The sequence below is a fragment of the Amycolatopsis sp. CA-230715 genome, from assembly GCF_018736145.1.
Taxonomy (GTDB): Bacteria; Actinomycetota; Actinomycetes; order Mycobacteriales; family Pseudonocardiaceae; genus Amycolatopsis.
This window is the reverse complement of sequence record NZ_CP059997.1, coordinates 7,810,843-7,829,799: the sequence shown is the minus strand read 5'-3', so window position 1 is coordinate 7,829,799 and position 18,957 is coordinate 7,810,843. Positions and strand designations below refer to the sequence as shown.

Here is an 18,957-nt window from a genome sequence, read left to right as displayed (position 1 = left end):
ACTAACTCCTCATCAGAAGGGGTACGGGTGGGCTGGATGCCTTGGCGCACAACACGGAGGTGTCGAGGGAGCTGCGCACGGCCCACCCCGTGAGCAGATCGCTGAGCAGGCGGGCCTCGTGCGACGGCGTGATCAGCCCCGCCGATCTCGCCTGCCCGATCACCGCGAAGGCCAGCGTCGGCGCGGCTTCGACGAGCCCGGCAGGCCGCGCGCGCCACCGGTCGAAGCGGTCGAGCAGCTTCTCCGGCGCCCTGCTCGGCACGCGCACCGCCGCGCCGAGCGACTCGCCGCCGAGCGCGGGCGGGCAGTGCGCCAGCAACGCGTCCGCCACGGCGGGCGCGCTGCGGGACAACGTGGCGTAGGTCCGCGCGAGCGGTTCCGGGATCAGCTCCGGCGGGTAGAGCCGCGTCCACAGGCCGGCGAGCGCGTCCCACTGCGGGTCGGGGTAGAGCGCGCGGCCCAGCGCGCAGCTGAGCTGGACCCGCAGCCACGGCACGGGATGCGGGTCCGTCCCGCCCGGCCGGAACACGAACCGCCTCGGCAGGCTCACCACGCCGATCAGGCCCAGCGTGGCGCAGACACCGAGCTTCGCGACGGACCAGAGATCGGCGACGATCTCGGAAACCCAGGTACGCCAAGCGTTCCACACCTCGCGCGCGGCTGGACCCTCGCGAGCGATCCTCCCGTCCAGCTCGCCCCGCAACGAGTCCACCAGCCCGAGCAGCGCCGCCGCCTGGTGCCCCACTTCGTGCACGAGCGAGGACGCGATGCCGTGCCCGACCATGCGCTCGCGCGGGACCCTGATCAACGCGACCGGGTTCGCCGCCCCGCCGGGCAGCCTGGTGCGGGCGCGCCGGATCGCCGCGCCCGGCCCCCGGGCGAGGTAGCACAGCACCGGCGGCGCCGCGAACTCGGTGCGGGCCAGCCGCAACGCGTCCGCCGCCAGCATGTCGAGCCCGGACAGCCACACCCCGGTCTCGTGCTCGCTCCGCTGCGTCATCGCCTCGGTGAACAGGTCGAACTGCGACAGGATGTCGTTGAACGCCAGTCTGAGCACGGTGAACCTGCGCTGCTGCTCGTGCGCGGGCGCGGTGGCGCCGGGCCCGGTGAGCCAGTCGACGAACGCCCCGATACCGGTGCGCAGCGCGCCACGGCCGTCGAGAAGGAGCCGTTCCACCGCCGACATCGCGGCCGGAGCCGGTGCCGCGGCGGCGACCATCGTCTCGTGCACGACGAACGGCCGCACCCGGTCCAGCCGGGTCAGCATGGCGGCGGCTTCCTGGCGCAGGAACGCGGCGGGGGACGACATCTCAGGCGCCGTGGAGGACGATCTTGCGACCGTGCCGCACCCAGCGGCCCTGCTCGGGCGGTTCGCCCTCGTCACCGCCGTCCCCGTTGCCGCCTTGCTGATCGGCGCCGCTCACGTCGAACACGCCGTAGTAGCCGGGACCGCCGCGGTGCGGGCGCCGCGGCCCGCGACGCGAGGGGGGCTGGCCCGGCGGGCGCAGCATGCCCGGCGCGTGTGCGCGGGCGGCCGCGGTCAACGCGCCTCGCGTCACGGTCGCGGGCGAAGCGGACCTCGGTGCGCGCGCGGCGTTCCTGGCCGCCGCACCGGCGAAGCGCACGTACCGGCGCGCGATCTCGAACTCGGCTTCCTGCTCGTCGAGGCCTTCGAGCTCCAGCTCGAACAGGCCCGCGGCGAAGGACCCGAGCTTCGACCCGATCGCCCCGCCGATCCCCGGCAGCACGAAGTTGCCGAGCGCGCCGCCCGCGATCGGCAGCGCCCGCTTGGCGACCCCTTTGAGCGCACCGCCCAGCGCCTTCCCCACCGGTGACTTGATGAACCCGCGCGCCGCCTTCGCGGCACCGCGGAACACCTTTCCGAGGAATTCTTCCAGCTCTTCCTCGTTGGTGACTTCGAGCAGTTCTTCCGCGAGCTGGTTTTCCTGCTCCGCGGAGAACGGTGACTCCCCTTCGTATTCGCCGCTCTCACCGGACAGGATCTCGTCGAGGAAGGCTTCGCCCTCTGCCTCACCGGAGTACTCGTACCCGGCTTCCCATTCCTGCTCTCCCAAGGTGTTCATCGGTGCGTACCCTCCGTCGCTCCCGCCGCGCGGCCTGCTGCCGTGCGGCTGTCTCCCGCGCTGTCCACGGAACCGCCTGCCCGCCGAGCGGAGCAGTGCGCGAATGTCGAGGCCGGGCGCGTGCCGACGGGCGGCCGAGATCGCCGCCGCGGTCGCCGCGGCTTCCGGTGGTGTGCCTTCCGGCGCCTGGCTGGCAAGTTTCGCGGCGGCGTCGGCGAACCGGACGAACGCGCGCGCGGTTTCGAACTCGGCGTCCTCATTGGACAGACCTTCGAGCTCGAGCCCGAACAGGGTGCCGAGCGCCTTGCCCGCGCGTGCTCCGTGCCCCGCGTACCGTGGATTGATCTTGGCGCCGATCGCGCGCCCCACCACCGGCAGCGCCTGCCCCGCCGCCTTCTTGAGGATTCCGCCGAGCGCCTTGCCGGTGCTCGACTTGGCGAACCCGGAGACACCGCGCGCGGCGCGGCGCATCAACCCGCCGAGGAACCGGTCCAGCTCCGCCTCGTCCTGCACCTCCAGCAGCTCGCTCGCGTACTCGTGCTCGGCTTCGCCGCTTTCCGCTTCGGAGTCGTGCCCGGCGAACTCGCCGAGCACCTCGAGGAATTCCTGGTGTTCCCGGCTCTCCGTGGCGACCGCGCCCTCGTGCGCGGTCTCACCGGTCTCGAACATCGCGCGGTCCAGATCGTGCATCGTGATCTCCTCGCCAGGGGACTTCCGTGGATGACCACCCACCGGCAAGTTCCGTGCCATTCGGCGACGGTGGCGAAAGACGAGGTCAGCGAGGTCCGCGACCGCGAACGGACGAAAAGCGCTTCGCGGACGGGCGAACGCGGCGAAAAAGGGTTCGGGTCAGTTCCGCCTGGCGTCGGTACCGCGCGAGGACGGCAGGCCCAGCGCGGCGCGGTACTTCGCCACGGTACGGCGGGAAACGACGTGACCGCGTTCGGCGAGCGCGGCGCGCAGCGCGCTGTCGGTCATGCCACCGCCGGAAGCCAGGTCCCGCAAGCACTCCTTGACCCCGCGCGCGCCGCCGAACAGGCTCTCGAACGCCACGGTCTCCCCCGTCGGCAGCAGCAGGTGCTTGCCCGACACCACCCTGCCCACCGTCGACTCGTGCACGCCGAGCCAGGTGGCCACCTCGAACCGCGTCAACCGGCGGTGCGCCCTCGGCCCGTGCAGCACGCGTTCCCGCTGCCCGTCGACCACGGCGACCGCGACCCGCCACAGCGCCCGTTCGCGCCTGCCCATCGCGGCCAGGAATCGTTCCGCGCGCTCGACTTCCGCGCGCACGGCCGGATCGGCCGCGACCGCGTGGTAGGAGTCGGCGACCCGCAACGCGGACCACGGGCCGGGGACGGTGGACACCACGAGCCGCCCCTCCCGCACGGACACGATGAGGTCCACCGGCGGTACCGCGACCTCGGTCCGCGCCGCCCCGAACAGCTCGGCGCGGACGTGCGCGCGCATCCACGCCTGCGCGGCGGGATCAGCCGTGCGCGGATCGACCACGAGCCGCCACACCGACGACGGCACCGGTTCGACGCGGGCGATCGCCTCGACCTCCAGCCGCACCCGTTCGGCGAGGCTGACCGCGCAGACACCGGGGCAGTTCTCGCGCAGCACCGCGATGACCCGCTTCAGCGCGTCCGGCCGCACGCGTAGCCTGCCCGCGATCGCGGTGACGGTTTCCGGCAGCACGCCGTACTCGTCCACTTCGTCGAGCAGCGCGGCGGCGATGGCCCGCCCGGCGGGGTCGAGCCCCGCGGCCGAGTCGCTCAGCAGCCGCTGCCTCGCGTCGTCGCCGGCGGCGAGCCCGGCGGACGGATCGACCCGGTCCCGGAACCCCTCGCGCGCGCAGTGCACGCACGGCCGCCGCCACAACGGCCTGCCGCACGACGGGCAGGACGGCACCGGCTGGCGTTCCAGTGCCGGGTTCGCGTCCAGCTCCGCCTCGACGCGCCGGTCCAGATCCGCGGCGGGGAGCACCAGCAGCTCGCCGAGGAGGATCCGCACCGGGCTCACCCGGTGCTCCATCCGCGGTTGCGCCACCGCGGCCAGCTCGGGCGCCGGGAACACGCCAGCCATGGTGACCCCGGCGCGCGGGCCACCAGCACCGCCGGACGCGGGTATCTGTTTGCGCCGCGCTACGCCGTCAGGGTGTCAGCGCTCCGGTTCCGACGGCTCGACCACGACCGAGCCCCCGATCGCCGTAGCCACCAGGTGCAGCGGTTCGCGCCCGGCGGGGCGAGCGCGCACGACCGCTTCGGCCACCGGGGAGGCGAGCACCGTGCGCACCGATCGGCCCAGCCCGCGCGCGCCGTAGACCGGGTCGAACCCGACCTCGGCCAGCAGCGCGCGCACCGACCGGTCGACCTCGAGGTGCACCGAGCGGCGCGCGAGCCGCTGCCGCAGCTGGTCCACCTGGAGATCGGCGACCCGCTCGGCGGTGGCCGCGTCGAACTCCGAGAACACCACGGTCTCGTCGATCCGGTTGAGGAACTCCGCGTCGAAGAAGTCGCGCAGGGCACCGGTGACGACCGCGTGGTGACCGCGCGCGGTCACCTTGGCCGCCACCGCGCCCGCCCGGCGGCCGATCCGATCGGTGACCCTGCGCCATCCCGCGCCGCGCCGCTTCGCGAGCTCGGTGCTGCCGAGGTTGGAAGTGAGGAACACGAAGGTGTTGCGGAACGAGATGCTCTCCGTCCCGTTCGCGAGCCGGAGCGTGCCGTTGTCCAGCACGTGCAGCAAGGCGCGCAGCACCGTCGGATGCGCCTTCTCCACCTCGTCGAACAGCACGATCCCCGGCCGGTACGCGTCACCCTCCACTGTGGACCGGTCGAAGACGGTGAACGCCTCCTTACTGCCCGCGTAACCCGGTGGTGCGCCGGTGAACGAAGCCGCGTAGTGCTCCTGTGCCAACGAGTTCATGTCGACCCGGCACAGATCATCGGGCCCCGCGCGGAGTTCCGCCGCCACCTGGCGGACCAGCTCGGTCTTGCCGACCCCGGTCGGCCCGACCAGCAGCAGGTTCGCCAGCGGCCGGTAGGGGTCGGCCGCACCGGCGGTGGCGAGCGTGACCGCCCGCACCACCGCTTCCACGGCGGCGTCCTGGCCGAGCACCTTCGCGCCCAGCGTCGACGCGAGCGTCCCCGGGTCGAACGACCCCGGTGGCCGCTTGGCGTCAGCGCCCTTGGCGGCCACCGGTTCGCCGTCCGCGCGCCGGTTCTGCTCGTGGTACATGTCGGTCAGGAACGGCACGCCCTGCCCCCTCAGGCCCGCATCGTCTTCTCGGCGGGCAGGTCGCCGACCTGGCAGTCGGCGACGCCGACGGTGTCACGGGTGAGCGCCTCGACGTTCTCCCGCGCCTTTTCCGCGTCGGTGACCCAGAGCTTGTAGAACTCGAAGGGGCAGTCCGCGACGCCCTTGTCCCCGTCACCCGCCGCGTGTACGCCGGAGTACCCGCGGTGCAGCAGCTTGAACAGGTGGTTCTGCGACTGGTCGTACTCGCGCGCGTCCCTGATCGCCGACAGCGACAGCTGGGCGTACTGGATGCCGTACTCCTCTTCACCCGTTTCGCCGAGCGTGCGGCCGTCGAACCCGATGATCGAGGAGTGCCCGAAGTAGGAGTAGACGCCGTCGAACCCGGCCGCGTTCGCGACCGCGACGTAGCAGTTGTTGGCCCACGCCATCGACTTGGCCATCAGCACCTGCTGGTCCTTCGCCGGGTACATGTAGCCCTGGCACCGGACGATCAGCTCCGCGCCCTTCATCGCGCAGTCGCGCCAGATCTCGGGGTAGTTGCCGTCGTCGCAGATGATCAGCGAGATCTTCATGCCCTTCGGGCCGTCGCTGACGTAGGTCGTGTCACCGGGGTACCAGCCCTCGATCGGGCACCACGGCAGGATCTTGCGGTACTTCTGCACGATCTCGCCGTGGTTGTCGATCAGCACGAGCGTGTTGTACGGCGGCTTGTTCGGGTGGTCCTCGTGCTGCTCGCCGGTGATCGAGAAGACGCCCCACGTGTTCGCCTCGCGGCAGGCTGCGGAGAAGATCGCGGTTTCGTCGCCGGGGATGGTGGCGGCGGTCGCGAACATCTCTTCGGGGTCGTACATGATCCCCTGCGTCGAGTACTCCGGGAACACCACCAGGTCCATGCCCGGCAGCCCGGTCTTCATGCCCACCACCATGTCGGCGATCTTGCGGGCGTTGTCGAGCACCTCGTCCTTCGTGTGCAGGCGCGGCATCTTGTAGTTGACCACCGCCACCCCGACCGTGTCGGGACTGGCCGAAATGTCACCGTGTCGCATCGCGTTCTCCTTACGGTTGGGGAAAAATCAGGCGGGAACCGGCACGCGCGCGGCGCGGCGGCCCCTGGTGGCGAGCAGCGCGGCGAGCCCGACGAGTGCCACGCCCACCACGGCGGCGAGCGCGGCGAGCCCGCCGTCGCTGCGGTAACCACCGGTCAGGCCGAGGAAGGCGGGCACCGCGCAGGTCGGCATGCTCAGCAGCGCGGTGACCCAGCCGGTGAACCGGGTCAGCCGCTCGATGCCGAGGCCGAGCACCAGGAAGAACAGCGTCCACAGCAGCGCCCAGCTCAGCCAGATCACGCCGAACACCGGATCTCCGTTGTGCCAGAAGGAAATCCCGGCGTAGACGACGGCGGCGACGGCCACGAAGCACGAAAACCAGCCGATGCCCTCGGGTTCGAGCCCGGCGAGGTTGACGATCCCGACGTAGAGGTAGGTGAACCCGAACAGGTACAGCCCGGACGCGGCGAGGATCCCGTCAGCGTCACCACTCGCCTGGATGATCAGCACGGTCGGGGTCACGCACTGCAGGCCGCCGACGAACAGGTTCAGCACGGCCGCCGATTTCGCGGGCACTCTGCCGAGCAGCATCAACCCGTTGACCAGCAGCACCGCACCGACGTAGAGCAGACCGACGTTGGCCATGACTCTCCTCCGTCTCCGTCACACCTCCGCCTGAAATAATTTCAAGTGAAAATATGTGCGGACGGCGCCGCCGTCAAGTGCCGACCCGTACCGGGTTTCGGTTCAGACCGTGTTTTCGTAAGCGGCGGAGCCGCTTGAGTGGGCAAGCAACCGGCACCGCCGCGGGTTCTCAGAAGTCTTCTCGCGAGGACAGCTCCAACGTGGTGAATTGGCATTCATGAGTTGGAGATCCCGGAGCGAGAAGGCTTCTGAGGTTCCGCCACCCGCACCGCCACGCAAACCGACCACTGTCAAACACTCCTTAGAGGCGGGTGATGACGTCGAAGTCGTAGCCATCCGCGACGGCTAGGTGGACTTCCTGGCCTGCTTGGCTGTCGCGGAACTCCACCGTGCCCCTCGGGCCGTGGTAGGCGGCGCCGTCGGCGGCCGCGTTCAGCTCCGGCAGCGCCGCGCTTCCCGCGCGGCGCACCAGGTTCGCCAGTGTGTGCAGTCCTTCGTAACAGGATTCCGCCGCGTTGTTCAGCGCGGGCGCGTCCGCGCCGTGCAGGCCGACGTAGCGGCCGAGGAGGTCGAGCGCGTCGGCGTTGACCAGTGACCGGAAGTACGCGGCGGAGACGAACAGGTTGCGGGTCGCGGCGCTGCCGCTGGCGAGGAGCATGTTCTCCTCCATCAGCGGGCTGAACCGCACCATCCGCTCGTGCAGGCCGTGCGCGGCGAACCGCCGGTTGAACTCGACCGCGTCCTGACCGACCAGCAGCATCAGCACGCCGTCGCAGCGCGCCGCCTCGACCCTGCCGACCAGTCTCGCCATGTCACCGCCGCCGAGACCGGCGAACGCCTCACCCTCGATGCTCAGCCCCAGCTCGCGGGCGAACTCGCGCACGGCAGCCGCCGAGGCGCGCGGCCAGACGTAGTCGTCGCCGACCACGAACCACCGGCGCGCGCCGAGGTTGTCCCGCAGCCAGCGCAACGCGGGCGCGATCTGCTGGCGCGGGGTTTCCCCCGTGCAGAAGATGCCGGGACGCCGTTCCCCTCCTTCGTACAACGAGGTGTAGGCGTAGGGAACGCGATCGGCGAGCACCGGCGCCAGCGCGTTGCGGACCGACGAGATGTGCCAGCCGCTGACCGCGTCCACCGCGCCCGTGGCGACCAGATCGGCCAGCTCCCCCGCGACGCGGCCAGGCTCGGCGCCGCCGTCGACCACCTCGAAGGTGACCTCCCTGCCGAGGATACCGCCTTCGTCGTTCAGCTCGCGCGCGGCCAGTTCGGCGATCGCTTCGCAGGACGGCCCGAACAGCCCGGCGGGCCCCTGCAGCGGGATCACCATCGCCACGCGCCAGGTGTCGCGGTGACGAGCGCCAACGGTCATGGGGGCTCCGCGAGCGGGTCGGGTTGACTTTGTTTCAGGTGGAAGTTTTACAATCGACCCACTTTTGCGCAAGAGGGAGGGACGGCGGGGATGCTCGAGCGAACGGTCGGCACCGAGTCCCTGAGCACGGCGCTGACCAGGGCCACCCGTGCGGTGACCACCCGGATCGCGCGCACGCTCGAAACCGAGGACCTGACGCTGGACCAGTGGCTGGCCCTCGACGCGCTGTCCCGGCAGCGCGGGCTCGCGATGGCCGATCTGGCCGAGCGCACGATGGCCACCGGCCCCACCCTGACCAGGGTCGTCGACAAGCTGGTCACCACCGCGATGGTGTACCGCGAGGTCGACCCGACCGACCGGCGCCGCGTGCGCGTGTACCTCAGTCCCCGCGGCAGGGCGCTGCACAAGCGCGTCGCGGGCAAGGTCCGGCAGGTCGAACGGGAACTGCTCGACCGGACCAGCGATCCCCAGGCCGCGCTGACCCTGCTCGACGAGCTCGCCGAACGCTGAGGATCAGCGCCGCGGCTCCCACCTGCCGACGAAGCTCCCGCACGTCACCGGCTGCCCGTGCAGGGCATCGCGGATCCCGGTCACCACACCGAGGTAGTCGATGATCGGCGCGTCCGGCGGCACCGTCGCGGGCACCGGCCCGGCCTTGGCGAGCACGTCGGGGTCGACGGTCTGGAACAGCACGAGGTAGTCGCCGCGCGTATTCAGCCGTTCCGCGGTGTCGAGCATGCGCTGCGGCGCGTCGGCGATGATTTCCAGCGGCAGCGGCCATTCCAGCGGGAACGGGTTGCGCAGGCCGAACGCGGGATACGCGAAGGGGTTGTTCGCCAGCACCGCGACCTCGGCCGCGGGGAACCTCCGCACGCAGTCTCCGATCTGGGCAAGGTAGGCGTAGGTGCTCGGATTGGTCCGGACCCCGGCCATCGCGGGTGTCAGCGTGCCGAGATCCTCGGTCAGCCGGTCATGGGAAACATCAAGATAGGCGCGCTCGTCGTGTTTCACGACGACGAACGCACCCGCGGCCACCACCGCCGCGAGACCGAGCGCGCTAGCGGCGACGAGCCGCACCCGTCTTCGCCATGGCACGGCAGGCATGCCGTCGGCGAGCACCACGACCACGGTCAGCGCGAGGCTGCCCGCGAGCAGTGTCGGCGTGTCCTGGCCCCAGGAAAGACTGATCATCAGGCCGAGCGCGGGCACCAGCAACGCGGGCCACGGCGGGCGGTGCAGCACCACACCCGCGAGCAGCACCGCCGCGAGCGCGGCCCACCACAGGAGGTCCGCCCACCGCAGTTCGGCGGAGAAACCCCCGCGCACGACCACGCGCGCCACGACGGCCGCGCCCGCGAGCAGGAAAACGCCGTGCAGCACCCGAAAACGATCGCCGCCGCGGCGAGCCAGCGCCACCCCGAGCACCGCGAGACCGACGGCGAGGACCGGCCACACGAACCGGATCGACGCGCCGTCCCAGAACGTCAACAGGCGCTCGGCGTACGCGGGCAGGCCACCGGTCAGCTGATCGACCATCGTCGCGAAGCCGCCGTCCAAGGTCACCACCCCGGCGTAGACCGCGCCGCACGCCGCGAGGCAGCAAAGGTCCACGAGCAGCCGTGGCCACCGCACCGGCCGTCGCGTCGACGGGTGCATCGCCAGCCACGCCAGCCCGAGCACGGCGGCGGGCGCGAAGCTCTGCTTCACCAGCGGCGCCATCCCGAGCAGCACCAGCCCGGCCCGGCGCGCGAGCGGACTGCCGGAGCGGAGCCCCGAATCGAGCGCCCACGCGCCCACCGCGGTCAGCGCGATCCCGTCGATCGTGTGCCATGCCATCAGCGGGAACGAGTTGAGGTTGAGCAACGCCGCCGCGGCCACCAGCGCGGTGAGCCCAGGCCCCCAGGTCAGCAGCGGCTTGCGCGTGACGAGCACGGCGAGCGCGACGGTGCCGATGCTGATCTCGGCCATGGCGAGCACCGACGAGGACACGAACAACGGTGCCGGGATCGCGAAGTCCAGCACGTGCAGCACGGCGGATCCGAGCGGGCGCGCGGAAATGATGTCGGTGTGCGGGATTTCGCCGTGCAGCACCCGCCAGCTCTGCGCGAGGATGAACCCCTGGTCCGACGGGTGGAACCCGAACCTGCCCACGCGCAGGCCCGCGGCCAGCGCGAGCGCGCCGATCCACGCGGCGTGCAGCAGCGCGCGCGTGCGTCTTCGCGGCCCCTCCGGCGGCAGTGTCCCGGCAGCCGGAACGCGGACCGTCGTGTCAAAACCGGTTGTCGCCATCGGCGTCCCCAATTTGCTCCCCAGCAGCAGCGGCGCGCCGGGCGACTTTCCGTCGCGCGATCCTCGCACCGCTTCGGGTAAAGCCTATACAGCACGGCGAAGAACGGGATGCGCGAGGCATTCTTTCGCCGACTTGGAAATTGACCAACAGTTTGACGGCGGCGCCCGTCGGCTATCGTGCTGGGGTGCGTACAGATGGGCCGGTCACACTGGTCGAGGTGGCGAAGGCCGCGGGCGTGTCGAAGACGACGGCGTCCGACGCGCTGCGCAACTCCGGCCGGGTGTCCGAGCGGACGAGGCAGCTGGTCACCAGCATGGCGACCCGCCTCGGCTACTCCCCCAACGCCTCGGCGCAATCGCTTCGCCGGGCGAGCACCGGTGCGATCGGCCTGCACGTGCCGGAGATCCTGACCCGGTCCGAGTACTACATGTCGTTCGTGTTCGGCGTGGTCGACCAGGCCGCCGAAATGAACTACGACGTCACGCTGATCACCTCGAAGCACGTGCCGTCGCCCGGCGCCTTCCACCGGGTGGACGGGGTGGTCCTCGGCGACCCCCTGGAAACCGATCCGGTGGTCCGCGGCCTGCTCGGCGCGGCGGTGCCCACGGTGACCTGCGAGCGGTTCACCGGCGAGGCCGTGCCCTCCGGTGTCGTCCGGTCGGACCACTCCGGGATGCTCGAACGGCTGCTGGCCCACCTGCGTTCGGCGGGCGCGCGGCGCCCGGCGCTGCTCGCGTCCAGTTCGACCACCGACTGGGGAAAGCGCCTGCAGCAGACGTTCCGCGCCTGGTGCGAGGCGGAGGGTCTGCCGGTGCTGTTGCGGGAGCAGGTGTTCGGGTCGTCGGCGGAGGTGGTGCGCGACAACGTGCGCGCTCTGCTGGCCGACGATCCCGCCCTCGACGCGCTGGTCTGCGCGCCGGACGGCTCCGCGGTCGCCGCGCTGCCCGTGCTGCGCGAAGCGGGCCGCGAGGTCGGCGGCGACCTCCTGCTGGCCGCGTGCGTGGACAGCGTCCCGTTGCAGCACAGCGATCCGCCGATCACCGCCATCGACCTGCACCCGCGCGCGGCGGGCGCGGCGTGCGCCCAGCTGCTGTTCGACATCCTCGCCGGGAAGGCACCGGAGGGGACCGAGCGCTCGCTGCCCATCGGCCTCGTCGAGCGGCGGTCCACCACCCGGTGAGCCGCGGTCAGCCCGGTACGCCGTCGATGCGGCGCGGGATGCGCCACGGGTTCGCCTCGCGCAGTGCCGGGGGCAGTGCGGCGTCCGGGACGTGCTGGTAGGCGACCGGCCGGGTGAACCGGCCGAGCGCGCCCGCCCCGACCGAGGTGGTGGCGGGCGCGGTGGTGGCGGGCCACGGCCCGCCGTGGTGCTGCGCCCAGGTGATCGCGACACCGGTCGGCCAGTCGTTCACGGTCACGCGCCCGGCAAGCGGGACCAGTCGCGCCACCGTTTCGGCGACGTCGGGATCGTCGTCCGGGGTTGCCGTGCTCATCACCGCGGCCGTCAAGGTTCCTTGCAACTGCGCCAAAGCCGCGTGGAGCTGGTCGCGGTTTTCGTACTCGGCGACGAGCACCACCGGCCCGAAGCACTCTTCGAGCAGCCGTGACCCGCTGACCAGTTTTTCGATCGGCACCTCCAGCACGGTCGCGGAAACCGCCCAGCCCTCGCCGGGACCGTCCGCGCGCCCCGCGATCGTCGCACCGGCGGCGACCAGTTCGTCGACCCCGCCGTTCGCGTCCTGCGCGATCCGCGACGTGAGCATCCACGACTTCGGCGCGCGCTTTTCCAGCTCCTCGGCCACGATCGCGGCCGCGGAGTGTCCACTCGGGACGAACAGCAGGCCGGGCTTGGTGCAGTACTGCCCGGTGCCGAGGGTGAACGAGGCGACGAACCCTTCGGCCAGTTCGGCGAGCCGCGCGGTCGCCGCGGGGGTCACCACGACCGGGTTCACGGTGCCCATTTCGGCGAACACCGGGATCACCACCTCGCGTTCGTTCGCCATCTGCCACAGGGCGAGCCCCGCGCGCTGCGAACCGGTGAACGCCACCGCCGCGGTGTGTTCGGACCGCACGAGCCGCGCCCCGGCCTCGAACCCGGTGACCAGACCGAAAAACCCTTCGGGCGCCGACGTCCCGGCGAGTGCGTCCCGCGTCAGCTCGCCGAGGCGGCGGCTGAGCCTGGGATGCGCGGGATGCCCCTTGACCACGACCGGGCACCCGGCCGCGAGCGCGGAAGCCGTGTCGGTGCCCAGGACGCTGAACGCGAACGGGAAGTTGCTCGCGCCGAACACCGCGACCGGCCCGAGCGGGACCCCGGCCCTGGCCAGCCCCGGCTCCTGCCGGTCGATGGTGGCGTCGAGGTAGGAGCCTTCGACCGCCACGTCCGCGTAGTACCGCAGCTGGCCCGACGTGCGCGCGATCTCCATCCGGAGCCGGGCTTCGCCGAGCGCGGTCTCCTCGTCGGCGAGCGTCACCAGTTCGTCCACTGTGGACGGTACGTCGAGCGCGGCGGCGATCTCGTACAGCCATTGCGCGCGTTCCGAAGGCGCCGTGGCGGCGACGACGGGTGCGGCGGCCGCCGCGGCGGCGAGCGCCGCGTCCACTTCGGCGTCCGAACTCGCCTCGACGCCGCCCGAGTTCCAGCCGGTCCGGGGGTGGTAACTGAGGTCCGCGGTCATGCTCGTCCTTCCTGGGGTTCCGGTGGTGCCGCCTGCCAGCCGTCCCGCTCGACCCGGCACGGCCCGCCTTCGTGCGCGTGGAGCCGTCCTTCGGCGAGGTCGATGCTGATCGTGGCCAGGCTTTCCCACCGCAGATGGGGTGGCAGCGCGCGATCGGCGTGCGCGCACAGGGCGGAACCGCCGTCGCGGTGCGAATGCAGTGCGCGCGCCCGCGCGGTCCGATCGGCGGTGTCCACCGCTTCGATCCGGTCGCGCAGGCCGGGGAGCCGGTCGTAGGTGGTCGACACGTCCGCGGTGGTCCCCTCGCCCCCGGCCAGCTCCGGATCGAGGAAGTGGTTGGTGTGCACCAGAACCCCGTCCGAGCCGACCGGAAGCTCGGCGACCCCGGCCGGGGACAGCTCGAGCCCGATCGCGTCGGAGCGCTCGCCGTCGTAGGTGACCACGGTGATCACCGAGGACGCGGACAGGCGCGCGGAACGGGCCAGTTCGACGGCGTCGCGCACGCTGTTCGCCTCGTCCAGGATCCGGCGGGCGACCACGTGCACCGGGACCCCGATGCCGTCGTGGTCCGACGCGTGCCGCAGCACGTTGAAGTGCACGCCGAGCCCCTCGCTGGTGACGCCGATCTTGCCCGCCACCCCGAACTCGGTGAAGGTGTGCACCCGGCGGCCCCGGCTCGGCTCCAGCGACCAGAGCAGCATGCCGTCGCGGAAGGTGTCGTGCCAGTCCCAGGTCTGCACGGTCCGCGGCGCACCGGCGCGCGGGAGCACGACCGCGGTCGAGCACTCCCCTTCACCGGTGACCGCGAGCGCGGCCAGTACCTCGGTCCGCCCGTTGAGCGCGCCGAGCCGCCAGCGGTCGAGACCGGCGCCGTCGGCGACGCCCGCGATCTCCTCGGCCAGCGACGGGGCCCACGCCGCCGTTTCCGCCAGCGCCCGCTCACCCCATTCGGCGACCTGGTGCTCTCGCCCGCCCAGGGCTTCGAAAAGTGTTGCGTAGCGGGCGAAAGCGGCGTGCAGCTCGTCCCGGTTCGCCTCGCCGAAAGCGCGGCCGCGTTCGGCAGAATCCAGTTCTGTGGAGACGTAAGTCGCGATACTCATTCGACGGCGCTCAGCACGGCGTCCCAGGCGACCTCCGAAGCGAGCGCGCCGAGCCCGGTCGCGCTGACCCCTTCGAGGTCGACTTCGTCGGTGGTCACGGTGAAGAGGATGTCGCCGTCGATCTCGGTGTGGAACGGCTGGATCGCGCGGTGCATCGAGCTGTGCACCTGGGTGCCGAGCTGGTTCAGCGAGACCTCGGGCAGCCGGACGTTGGTCACCAGCACGGTGAGCGTGGTGTTCCCGGCGAGCGTGCCGACCGGTTCGCCGCCGGTGGCGGCCGCCGCGTAGTCCTCGACGGGCGGGCGGCGCCGCGAGGAATCGGCGTGCAGGTTGCCGCGCACCACGGTCCCGTCCCGGTCCACCACCACGCCGACCGCGTTGACCACGGTGGCGACCAGCACCTTCATCCCGCCGAACTCGCGGAACGCGGCGCCCTGCCCGGCGAACTCCGCGCGCCCGAAGTCGATCTTGCCGACCGACGCGGCGAGCCCCGCGCCGCAGCGCCCGACCGGGAACTCGCCCGCCTTCGCGTTGCGCAGCGCCGCCCTGCCCAGTGCCGCGTCCGGCGCGATCGCGGTGTCCCTGGTGGAGAAGTCGTAGATGACCGCGCCCGACACGTGCTGCAGCGCGGCCCAGTGCGTGCGGTTTTCCTTGCTGTGCAACAGTTCCGTGGCCACCCCCGCGGCGGCTTCCAGCCCGTAGACGGACCCGCCCGCGAGCACGATCGCCTCGTGCCACCGGTACCCGCCGGACAGGCCGACCGCGCCGCCCCTGGCGTCGATCGCGGTGCGCGCGCCCTCGGGGAAGTGCAGGACGGTGCAGCCGGTCGGGCCCTCCGCGTATTCGGCGGTGCCGACGGACACCCCCGGCAGGTCGAACGGGACGGACGCGCGCCCCTCGCTTCGCTGCGGGGTCAGCGCCACGTCGTCGTTGGTCAGCGCGCCCGGCGCGTAGGCCGACGGCTTCGCGAGCCGGTCGTCCGGAGCGGTGCTCAAAGTGCCTCCATCAGTCGTCGTGAATACTCGTGTGCCGGTGTCCGGTAGAAGACCGCGGCCTCGGCGGTCTCCACGATCTCACCACCGCGCAGGACGGCGACCCGATCCGCGACGTACCGGACGGCGCCGAGATCGTGGGAGATGAACAGGGCCGCGAACCCGAACTCGGCCTGGAGATCCTTGATCAGGTTCAGGATCTGCGCCTGCACCGAGACGTCGAGCGCGCTCACCGCCTCGTCGAAGACGAGGAACGGCGGCCGGGTGATCAGGGCCCGCGCGATGGACACGCGCTGGCGCTGGCCGCCGGAGAGCTGGTGCGGGTACCGCTGCGCGAACGAGGCGTCCAGCCCGACCTCGTCGAGCATCGCGAGCGTCCGCTCTTCGGCGTCGGCGTGACCGAGCACACCGAGCGGCTCGGCGACCGATCTGCCGACGCGCATCCTCGGGTCGAGTGACCATTGTGGATGCTGGAGCACCGCCTGCATCCGCCCGGCCAGCGCGCGGCGGCGCTTCGGGAAGGGCTCGCCCTCGAAGCGCACCGCGCCGCTCGACGGGGTCCGCAGGCCGAGCGCCACCATGCTGGTGGTCGTCTTGCCGGAACCGGATTCGCCGACCAGCCCCACCGTTTCGCCGGGATCGATGCGCAACGACACCCCGCGCATCGCGTGCGTGGTGCGGCGCCGGAACGGCGGGCCCGAGGCGAACGACACCGACACGTCGTCGAGTTCCAGCACCGGTGTCATCGGCCCGCCCCCACCGCTTCCGGTGCCGCCGCGCGGTGGCACAGCACGTCACGGCCGTCGCTGATGTGCAGCAGCGGCCGCTCCCCCGCGCACGAGTCGAGCACGGCTGGGCAGCGCGGCGCGAACGAGCACCCCGGCGCCGCGCCCGAAAGCACCGGCGGCTGGCCGGGAATGGACGCCAGCCGCTCCCCTTCGGGCACGGCACCGGGCACCGAAGCGGCGAGCGCCGCGGTGTAGGGGTGGCGCGGCTCGGCGAGCACCGCCGACGCGGGCCCCGATTCCACCACCCGCCCGCCGTACATCACGGCCACCCGTGAGCAGCGGCGGGCGACCGCGGGCAGGTCGTGGCTCAGCCACAGGATCGTGGTGCCCGCCTCGGCGGCGAGCGCGAACACCAGATCGAGCACCTCGTCGCGGACCTGGCTGTCGAGCGCGGCGGTCGGCTCGTCGGCGATCAGGAGCTCCGGTTCGGCGGCCATCGCCATCGCGATCGCCACCCGCTGCGCCATCCCGCCGGAAAGCTGGTGTGGATAGCCGCGGGCCACGCGAACGGGATCGGCCAGTTTCACCGTGGCGAGCCGGTCGAGCACGTCGGCCTTGGTCGCCTTGCCCCGCAACGCGAGCGCGACCTGCCTGCCCACCCGCATCGTCGGGTCGAGCGAGCCGATCGGTTCCTGGAACACGTAACCCAGCTTGGTGCGCCGCAACGCCCGCAGCTCGCGCGCCCCCATCGCGCCGACCACGGCATCGTCCACTTTGACCACACCGCCGGTCACCTCGGCCGCTTTCGGCAGCAGGCCGCCGATCGCGGCGCCCAAAGTGGACTTCCCGGAGCCGCTTTCGCCGACGATGCCGACGGTTTCCCCGCGTGACACCGAAAGCGCGGCGCCGTCGAGCGCGCGCACGGCGCCGTAGTCGACCACGAGCTGGTCGATTTCGAGAAGCGTCATACCAGTGACCTCGACTCCCTCGGTTCGAGCCGGTCGCGCAAACCGTCCCCGAACACGTTGATGGCCAGTATCGCCACGACCAGCACCACGCCCGGGAAGGCGAGCAGCCACGGCGCCGCGAGCAGGTAGATGCCGCCCTGCTGGATGAGCACGCCGAGCGACGACTCCGGTGGCTGGACGCCGAAACCGAGGAAGCTCAGCCCGCCCTCGACCAGGATGCCGACGGACAGCGCGTAGGTGCCCTGAACCGCGATGGTGCCCGAGACGTTCGGCAGCACGTGCCTGGCGAGGATCCGCCACCAGCCGACGCCGCTGATCACCGCCGAGGTGATGTAGTCCCGTTGGGACACCGTCATCGCGGCCGTGCGGACCAGCCTGGTCATCAGCGGGATGGTGACCAGCACGATGCTGCACAGGGTCGCCGCCTGGCCCGGTCCGAGCACTGCGGCGACCAGGATCGCGAGCACGATCGTCGGGAACGAATAGAGCACGTCCACCAGGCGCAGCACCAGTTCCGCGAGCCAGCCGCCCCGGTACCCGGCGACGATCCCGAGCACCGTGCTCAGGCTCGCGGTGACCAGCACCGCGAGCGTGGACAGCAGCAACGTGGTGCCGATGCCTTCGAGCACCCTCGGCAGCATCGACCGGCCGAGCTGATCGGTGCCGAGCGGCCACTGCCAGCTCGGGGCTGCGAGCCGGGGCCCGACGATCCCGTCCGGGTTCCCGCCGAGCCCGAACACCGATCCGGCCAGCGCCGCGAGCACCAGCACGACCAGGCATACCAAACCCGTGCGGGACAACGCATCCAGCCTGCGCCACGTGGTCATCGGACCGCCTTCCCGAGCCTCGGATCAAGCACACCCGAGACCGCGTCGCTGAGCATGGTCAGCACGACGAACACCGCGGCCGCGAGCAGCACACCCGCCTGCACCACGGCGTAGTCGCGGCGCCCGACGGCCTGCACCACGTAGGAGCCGACCCCGGGCAGGTTGAACAGGTTCTCGATGATCACCGCGCCGCCGAGCAGGTACGCGGTGATCGTGGTCAGCACCACCAGGATCGGGATCGAGGCGTTGCGCAGCACGTGCCTGCCGATGATCGCCAGCGGGGTTTCCCCGCGCGCCACCGACGCGGTGATGTAGGGCTCCACGAGCACGTTCATCACCGCGTCACGCGTGGTCCTCGCGGTGACGGCGATGGCGAACACCGACAGCACCGCGGCGGGCAGCACCATCGAACGCAGGTTCGCTCCGAGGTCCTCGCCGAGCGGCCGGTATCCGCCGACGGTGAGGCCGAGCGCGTACCGGGAGAACACGAACACCACCAGGCTGCCCAGCACGAACTCGGGCACGCTCACCCCGAGCCCGCCAGCCAGCCTGCCGAGCGCGCCGCCGCCACGCTCACCGGCGCGAACGGCCGTGTAGACGCCGAGGGGAATGCCGATCAGGACCGCGGCGGCGATACCGAGCAGGGTCAGCTCCACGGTCACCGGGATCCGCAGCAGGAACTCACCCGCCACCGGTTCGCCGGACAGCAGTGACGTGCCGAGGTCGCCCTTCAGCGCGGCGGCGAGCCACAACCCGTACTGCACCACCAAGCTCTGGTCGAGCCCGTACTTCGCGGACACCGCCGCGCGCTGGTCGGGACTGGCGAACGGGCCGAGCACGACCTCGGCGAACCCGCCCGGCATCAACCGCGAGGCGCCGAAGATCAGGACGGACACCACGAACAGGGTCAGCACCGCGCTCAGCACCCGGCGGGCCCACCAGGAAAACAACCGCATCGTGCGTCTTCCT

Annotated in this window: 17 protein-coding genes; 2 read left to right on the top strand and 15 right to left on the bottom strand. The window is 71.7% G+C overall.

Features of this window, described 5'->3' with window-relative positions; genetic code table 11:
* Position 1 precedes the first annotated feature (1 nt).
* The 7 genes from HUW46_RS37085 to HUW46_RS37055 all read right to left on the bottom strand — a co-directional run bounded on the left by HUW46_RS37085 (position 2) and on the right by HUW46_RS37055 (position 8,405).
* Positions 2-1,309: a hypothetical protein gene (locus HUW46_RS37085; protein ID WP_215543370.1), complete on the bottom strand. Its 1,308-nt coding sequence runs from the start codon at positions 1,307-1,309 to the stop codon at positions 2-4.
* A 1-nt stretch (position 1,310) separates the two neighbouring features.
* Positions 1,311-2,774, bottom strand: a complete 1,464-nt coding sequence (locus HUW46_RS37080) for a hypothetical protein (protein WP_215543369.1) — start codon at positions 2,772-2,774, stop codon at positions 1,311-1,313.
* Positions 2,775-2,933: 159 nt separating this feature from the next.
* On the bottom strand, positions 2,934-4,160 hold the full coding sequence (locus HUW46_RS37075; protein ID WP_215543368.1) for an RNA polymerase factor sigma-54: 1,227 nt from the start codon (positions 4,158-4,160) through the stop codon (positions 2,934-2,936).
* 84 nt (positions 4,161-4,244) lie between these two features.
* Entirely contained in the window at positions 4,245-5,342 is a 1,098-nt protein-coding gene (locus HUW46_RS37070) for an AAA family ATPase (RefSeq protein WP_215543367.1), read from the bottom strand.
* 11 nt (positions 5,343-5,353) lie between these two features.
* Positions 5,354-6,391 (bottom strand): aliphatic amidase, encoded by a 1,038-nt coding sequence (locus tag HUW46_RS37065; RefSeq protein WP_215543366.1) that lies wholly within the window; start codon positions 6,389-6,391, stop codon positions 5,354-5,356.
* A gap of 27 nt (positions 6,392-6,418) precedes the next feature.
* Positions 6,419-7,036 (bottom strand): AmiS/UreI family transporter, encoded by a 618-nt coding sequence (locus tag HUW46_RS37060; RefSeq protein WP_215543365.1) that lies wholly within the window; start codon positions 7,034-7,036, stop codon positions 6,419-6,421.
* Positions 7,037-7,337: 301 nt separating this feature from the next.
* Positions 7,338-8,405, bottom strand: a complete 1,068-nt coding sequence (locus HUW46_RS37055) for a substrate-binding domain-containing protein (protein ID WP_254125268.1) — start codon at positions 8,403-8,405, stop codon at positions 7,338-7,340.
* Positions 8,406-8,495: 90 nt separating this feature from the next.
* Here HUW46_RS37055 and HUW46_RS37050 point away from each other — a divergent pair, with 90 nt between their 5' ends.
* Positions 8,496-8,915, top strand: coding sequence for a MarR family winged helix-turn-helix transcriptional regulator (locus HUW46_RS37050; protein WP_215543364.1), 420 nt, complete (start codon positions 8,496-8,498; stop codon positions 8,913-8,915).
* Positions 8,916-8,918: 3 nt separating this feature from the next.
* Here the strand turns inward: HUW46_RS37050 and HUW46_RS37045 are convergent, their stop codons facing one another.
* Entirely contained in the window at positions 8,919-10,694 is a 1,776-nt protein-coding gene (locus HUW46_RS37045) for a hypothetical protein (protein WP_254125266.1), read from the bottom strand.
* A gap of 185 nt (positions 10,695-10,879) precedes the next feature.
* Between HUW46_RS37045 and HUW46_RS37040 the strand changes: the two genes are divergently transcribed.
* A complete protein-coding gene (locus tag HUW46_RS37040) occupies positions 10,880-11,875 on the top strand; it encodes a LacI family DNA-binding transcriptional regulator (RefSeq protein WP_215543363.1) in 996 nt (331 codons plus the stop codon).
* Between the two features lie 7 nt (positions 11,876-11,882).
* Here the strand turns inward: HUW46_RS37040 and HUW46_RS37035 are convergent, their stop codons facing one another.
* Genes HUW46_RS37035 through HUW46_RS37005 form a run of 7 tightly spaced genes read right to left on the bottom strand, consistent with a single transcriptional unit; the run spans position 11,883 to position 18,944 of the window.
* Positions 11,883-13,373: an aldehyde dehydrogenase family protein gene (locus tag HUW46_RS37035; RefSeq protein ID WP_215543362.1), complete on the bottom strand. Its 1,491-nt coding sequence runs from the start codon at positions 13,371-13,373 to the stop codon at positions 11,883-11,885.
* Positions 13,370-14,473 (bottom strand): C45 family autoproteolytic acyltransferase/hydolase, encoded by a 1,104-nt coding sequence (locus tag HUW46_RS37030; RefSeq protein WP_215543361.1) that lies wholly within the window; start codon positions 14,471-14,473, stop codon positions 13,370-13,372. The genes HUW46_RS37035 and HUW46_RS37030 overlap by 4 nt, the downstream gene beginning before the upstream one ends.
* Positions 14,470-15,468: a P1 family peptidase gene (locus HUW46_RS37025; protein WP_215543360.1), complete on the bottom strand. Its 999-nt coding sequence runs from the start codon at positions 15,466-15,468 to the stop codon at positions 14,470-14,472. Before HUW46_RS37025 ends, HUW46_RS37030 begins: the two co-directional genes overlap by 4 nt.
* Positions 15,465-16,211: an ABC transporter ATP-binding protein gene (locus HUW46_RS37020; protein ID WP_215543359.1), complete on the bottom strand. Its 747-nt coding sequence runs from the start codon at positions 16,209-16,211 to the stop codon at positions 15,465-15,467. Before HUW46_RS37020 ends, HUW46_RS37025 begins: the two co-directional genes overlap by 4 nt.
* On the bottom strand, positions 16,208-17,161 hold the full coding sequence (locus HUW46_RS37015) for an ABC transporter ATP-binding protein (RefSeq protein ID WP_215543358.1): 954 nt from the start codon (positions 17,159-17,161) through the stop codon (positions 16,208-16,210). The genes HUW46_RS37020 and HUW46_RS37015 overlap by 4 nt, the downstream gene beginning before the upstream one ends.
* Positions 17,158-17,988, bottom strand: a complete 831-nt coding sequence (locus tag HUW46_RS37010; RefSeq protein WP_215543357.1) for an ABC transporter permease — start codon at positions 17,986-17,988, stop codon at positions 17,158-17,160. The genes HUW46_RS37015 and HUW46_RS37010 overlap by 4 nt, the downstream gene beginning before the upstream one ends.
* Positions 17,985-18,944, bottom strand: coding sequence for an ABC transporter permease (locus HUW46_RS37005; protein WP_215543356.1), 960 nt, complete (start codon positions 18,942-18,944; stop codon positions 17,985-17,987). Before HUW46_RS37005 ends, HUW46_RS37010 begins: the two co-directional genes overlap by 4 nt.
* Between the last annotated feature and the right edge of the window lie 13 nt (positions 18,945-18,957).

Excerpts from the sequence above, each read along its gene's own strand:
- HUW46_RS37055 (WP_254125268.1), bottom strand. The coding sequence starts at position 8,405 with ATGACCGTTGGCGCTCGTCACCGCGACACCTGGCGCGTGGCGATGGTG.
- HUW46_RS37030 (WP_215543361.1), bottom strand. The coding sequence starts at position 14,473 with ATGAGTATCGCGACTTACGTCTCCACAGAACTGGATTCTGCCGAACGC.
- HUW46_RS37015 (WP_215543358.1), bottom strand. The coding sequence starts at position 17,161 with ATGACGCTTCTCGAAATCGACCAGCTCGTGGTCGACTACGGCGCCGTG.
- HUW46_RS37065 (WP_215543366.1), bottom strand. The coding sequence starts at position 6,391 with ATGCGACACGGTGACATTTCGGCCAGTCCCGACACGGTCGGGGTGGCG.
- HUW46_RS37005 (WP_215543356.1), bottom strand. The coding sequence starts at position 18,944 with ATGCGGTTGTTTTCCTGGTGGGCCCGCCGGGTGCTGAGCGCGGTGCTG.
- HUW46_RS37050 (WP_215543364.1), top strand. The coding sequence starts at position 8,496 with ATGCTCGAGCGAACGGTCGGCACCGAGTCCCTGAGCACGGCGCTGACC.
- HUW46_RS37085 (WP_215543370.1), bottom strand. The coding sequence starts at position 1,309 with ATGTCGTCCCCCGCCGCGTTCCTGCGCCAGGAAGCCGCCGCCATGCTG.
- HUW46_RS37080 (WP_215543369.1), bottom strand. The coding sequence starts at position 2,774 with ATGCACGATCTGGACCGCGCGATGTTCGAGACCGGTGAGACCGCGCAC.
- HUW46_RS37020 (WP_215543359.1), bottom strand. The coding sequence starts at position 16,211 with ATGACACCGGTGCTGGAACTCGACGACGTGTCGGTGTCGTTCGCCTCG.
- HUW46_RS37010 (WP_215543357.1), bottom strand. The coding sequence starts at position 17,988 with ATGACCACGTGGCGCAGGCTGGATGCGTTGTCCCGCACGGGTTTGGTA.
- HUW46_RS37045 (WP_254125266.1), bottom strand. The coding sequence starts at position 10,694 with ATGGCGACAACCGGTTTTGACACGACGGTCCGCGTTCCGGCTGCCGGG.
- HUW46_RS37060 (WP_215543365.1), bottom strand. The coding sequence starts at position 7,036 with ATGGCCAACGTCGGTCTGCTCTACGTCGGTGCGGTGCTGCTGGTCAAC.
- HUW46_RS37035 (WP_215543362.1), bottom strand. The coding sequence starts at position 13,373 with ATGACCGCGGACCTCAGTTACCACCCCCGGACCGGCTGGAACTCGGGC.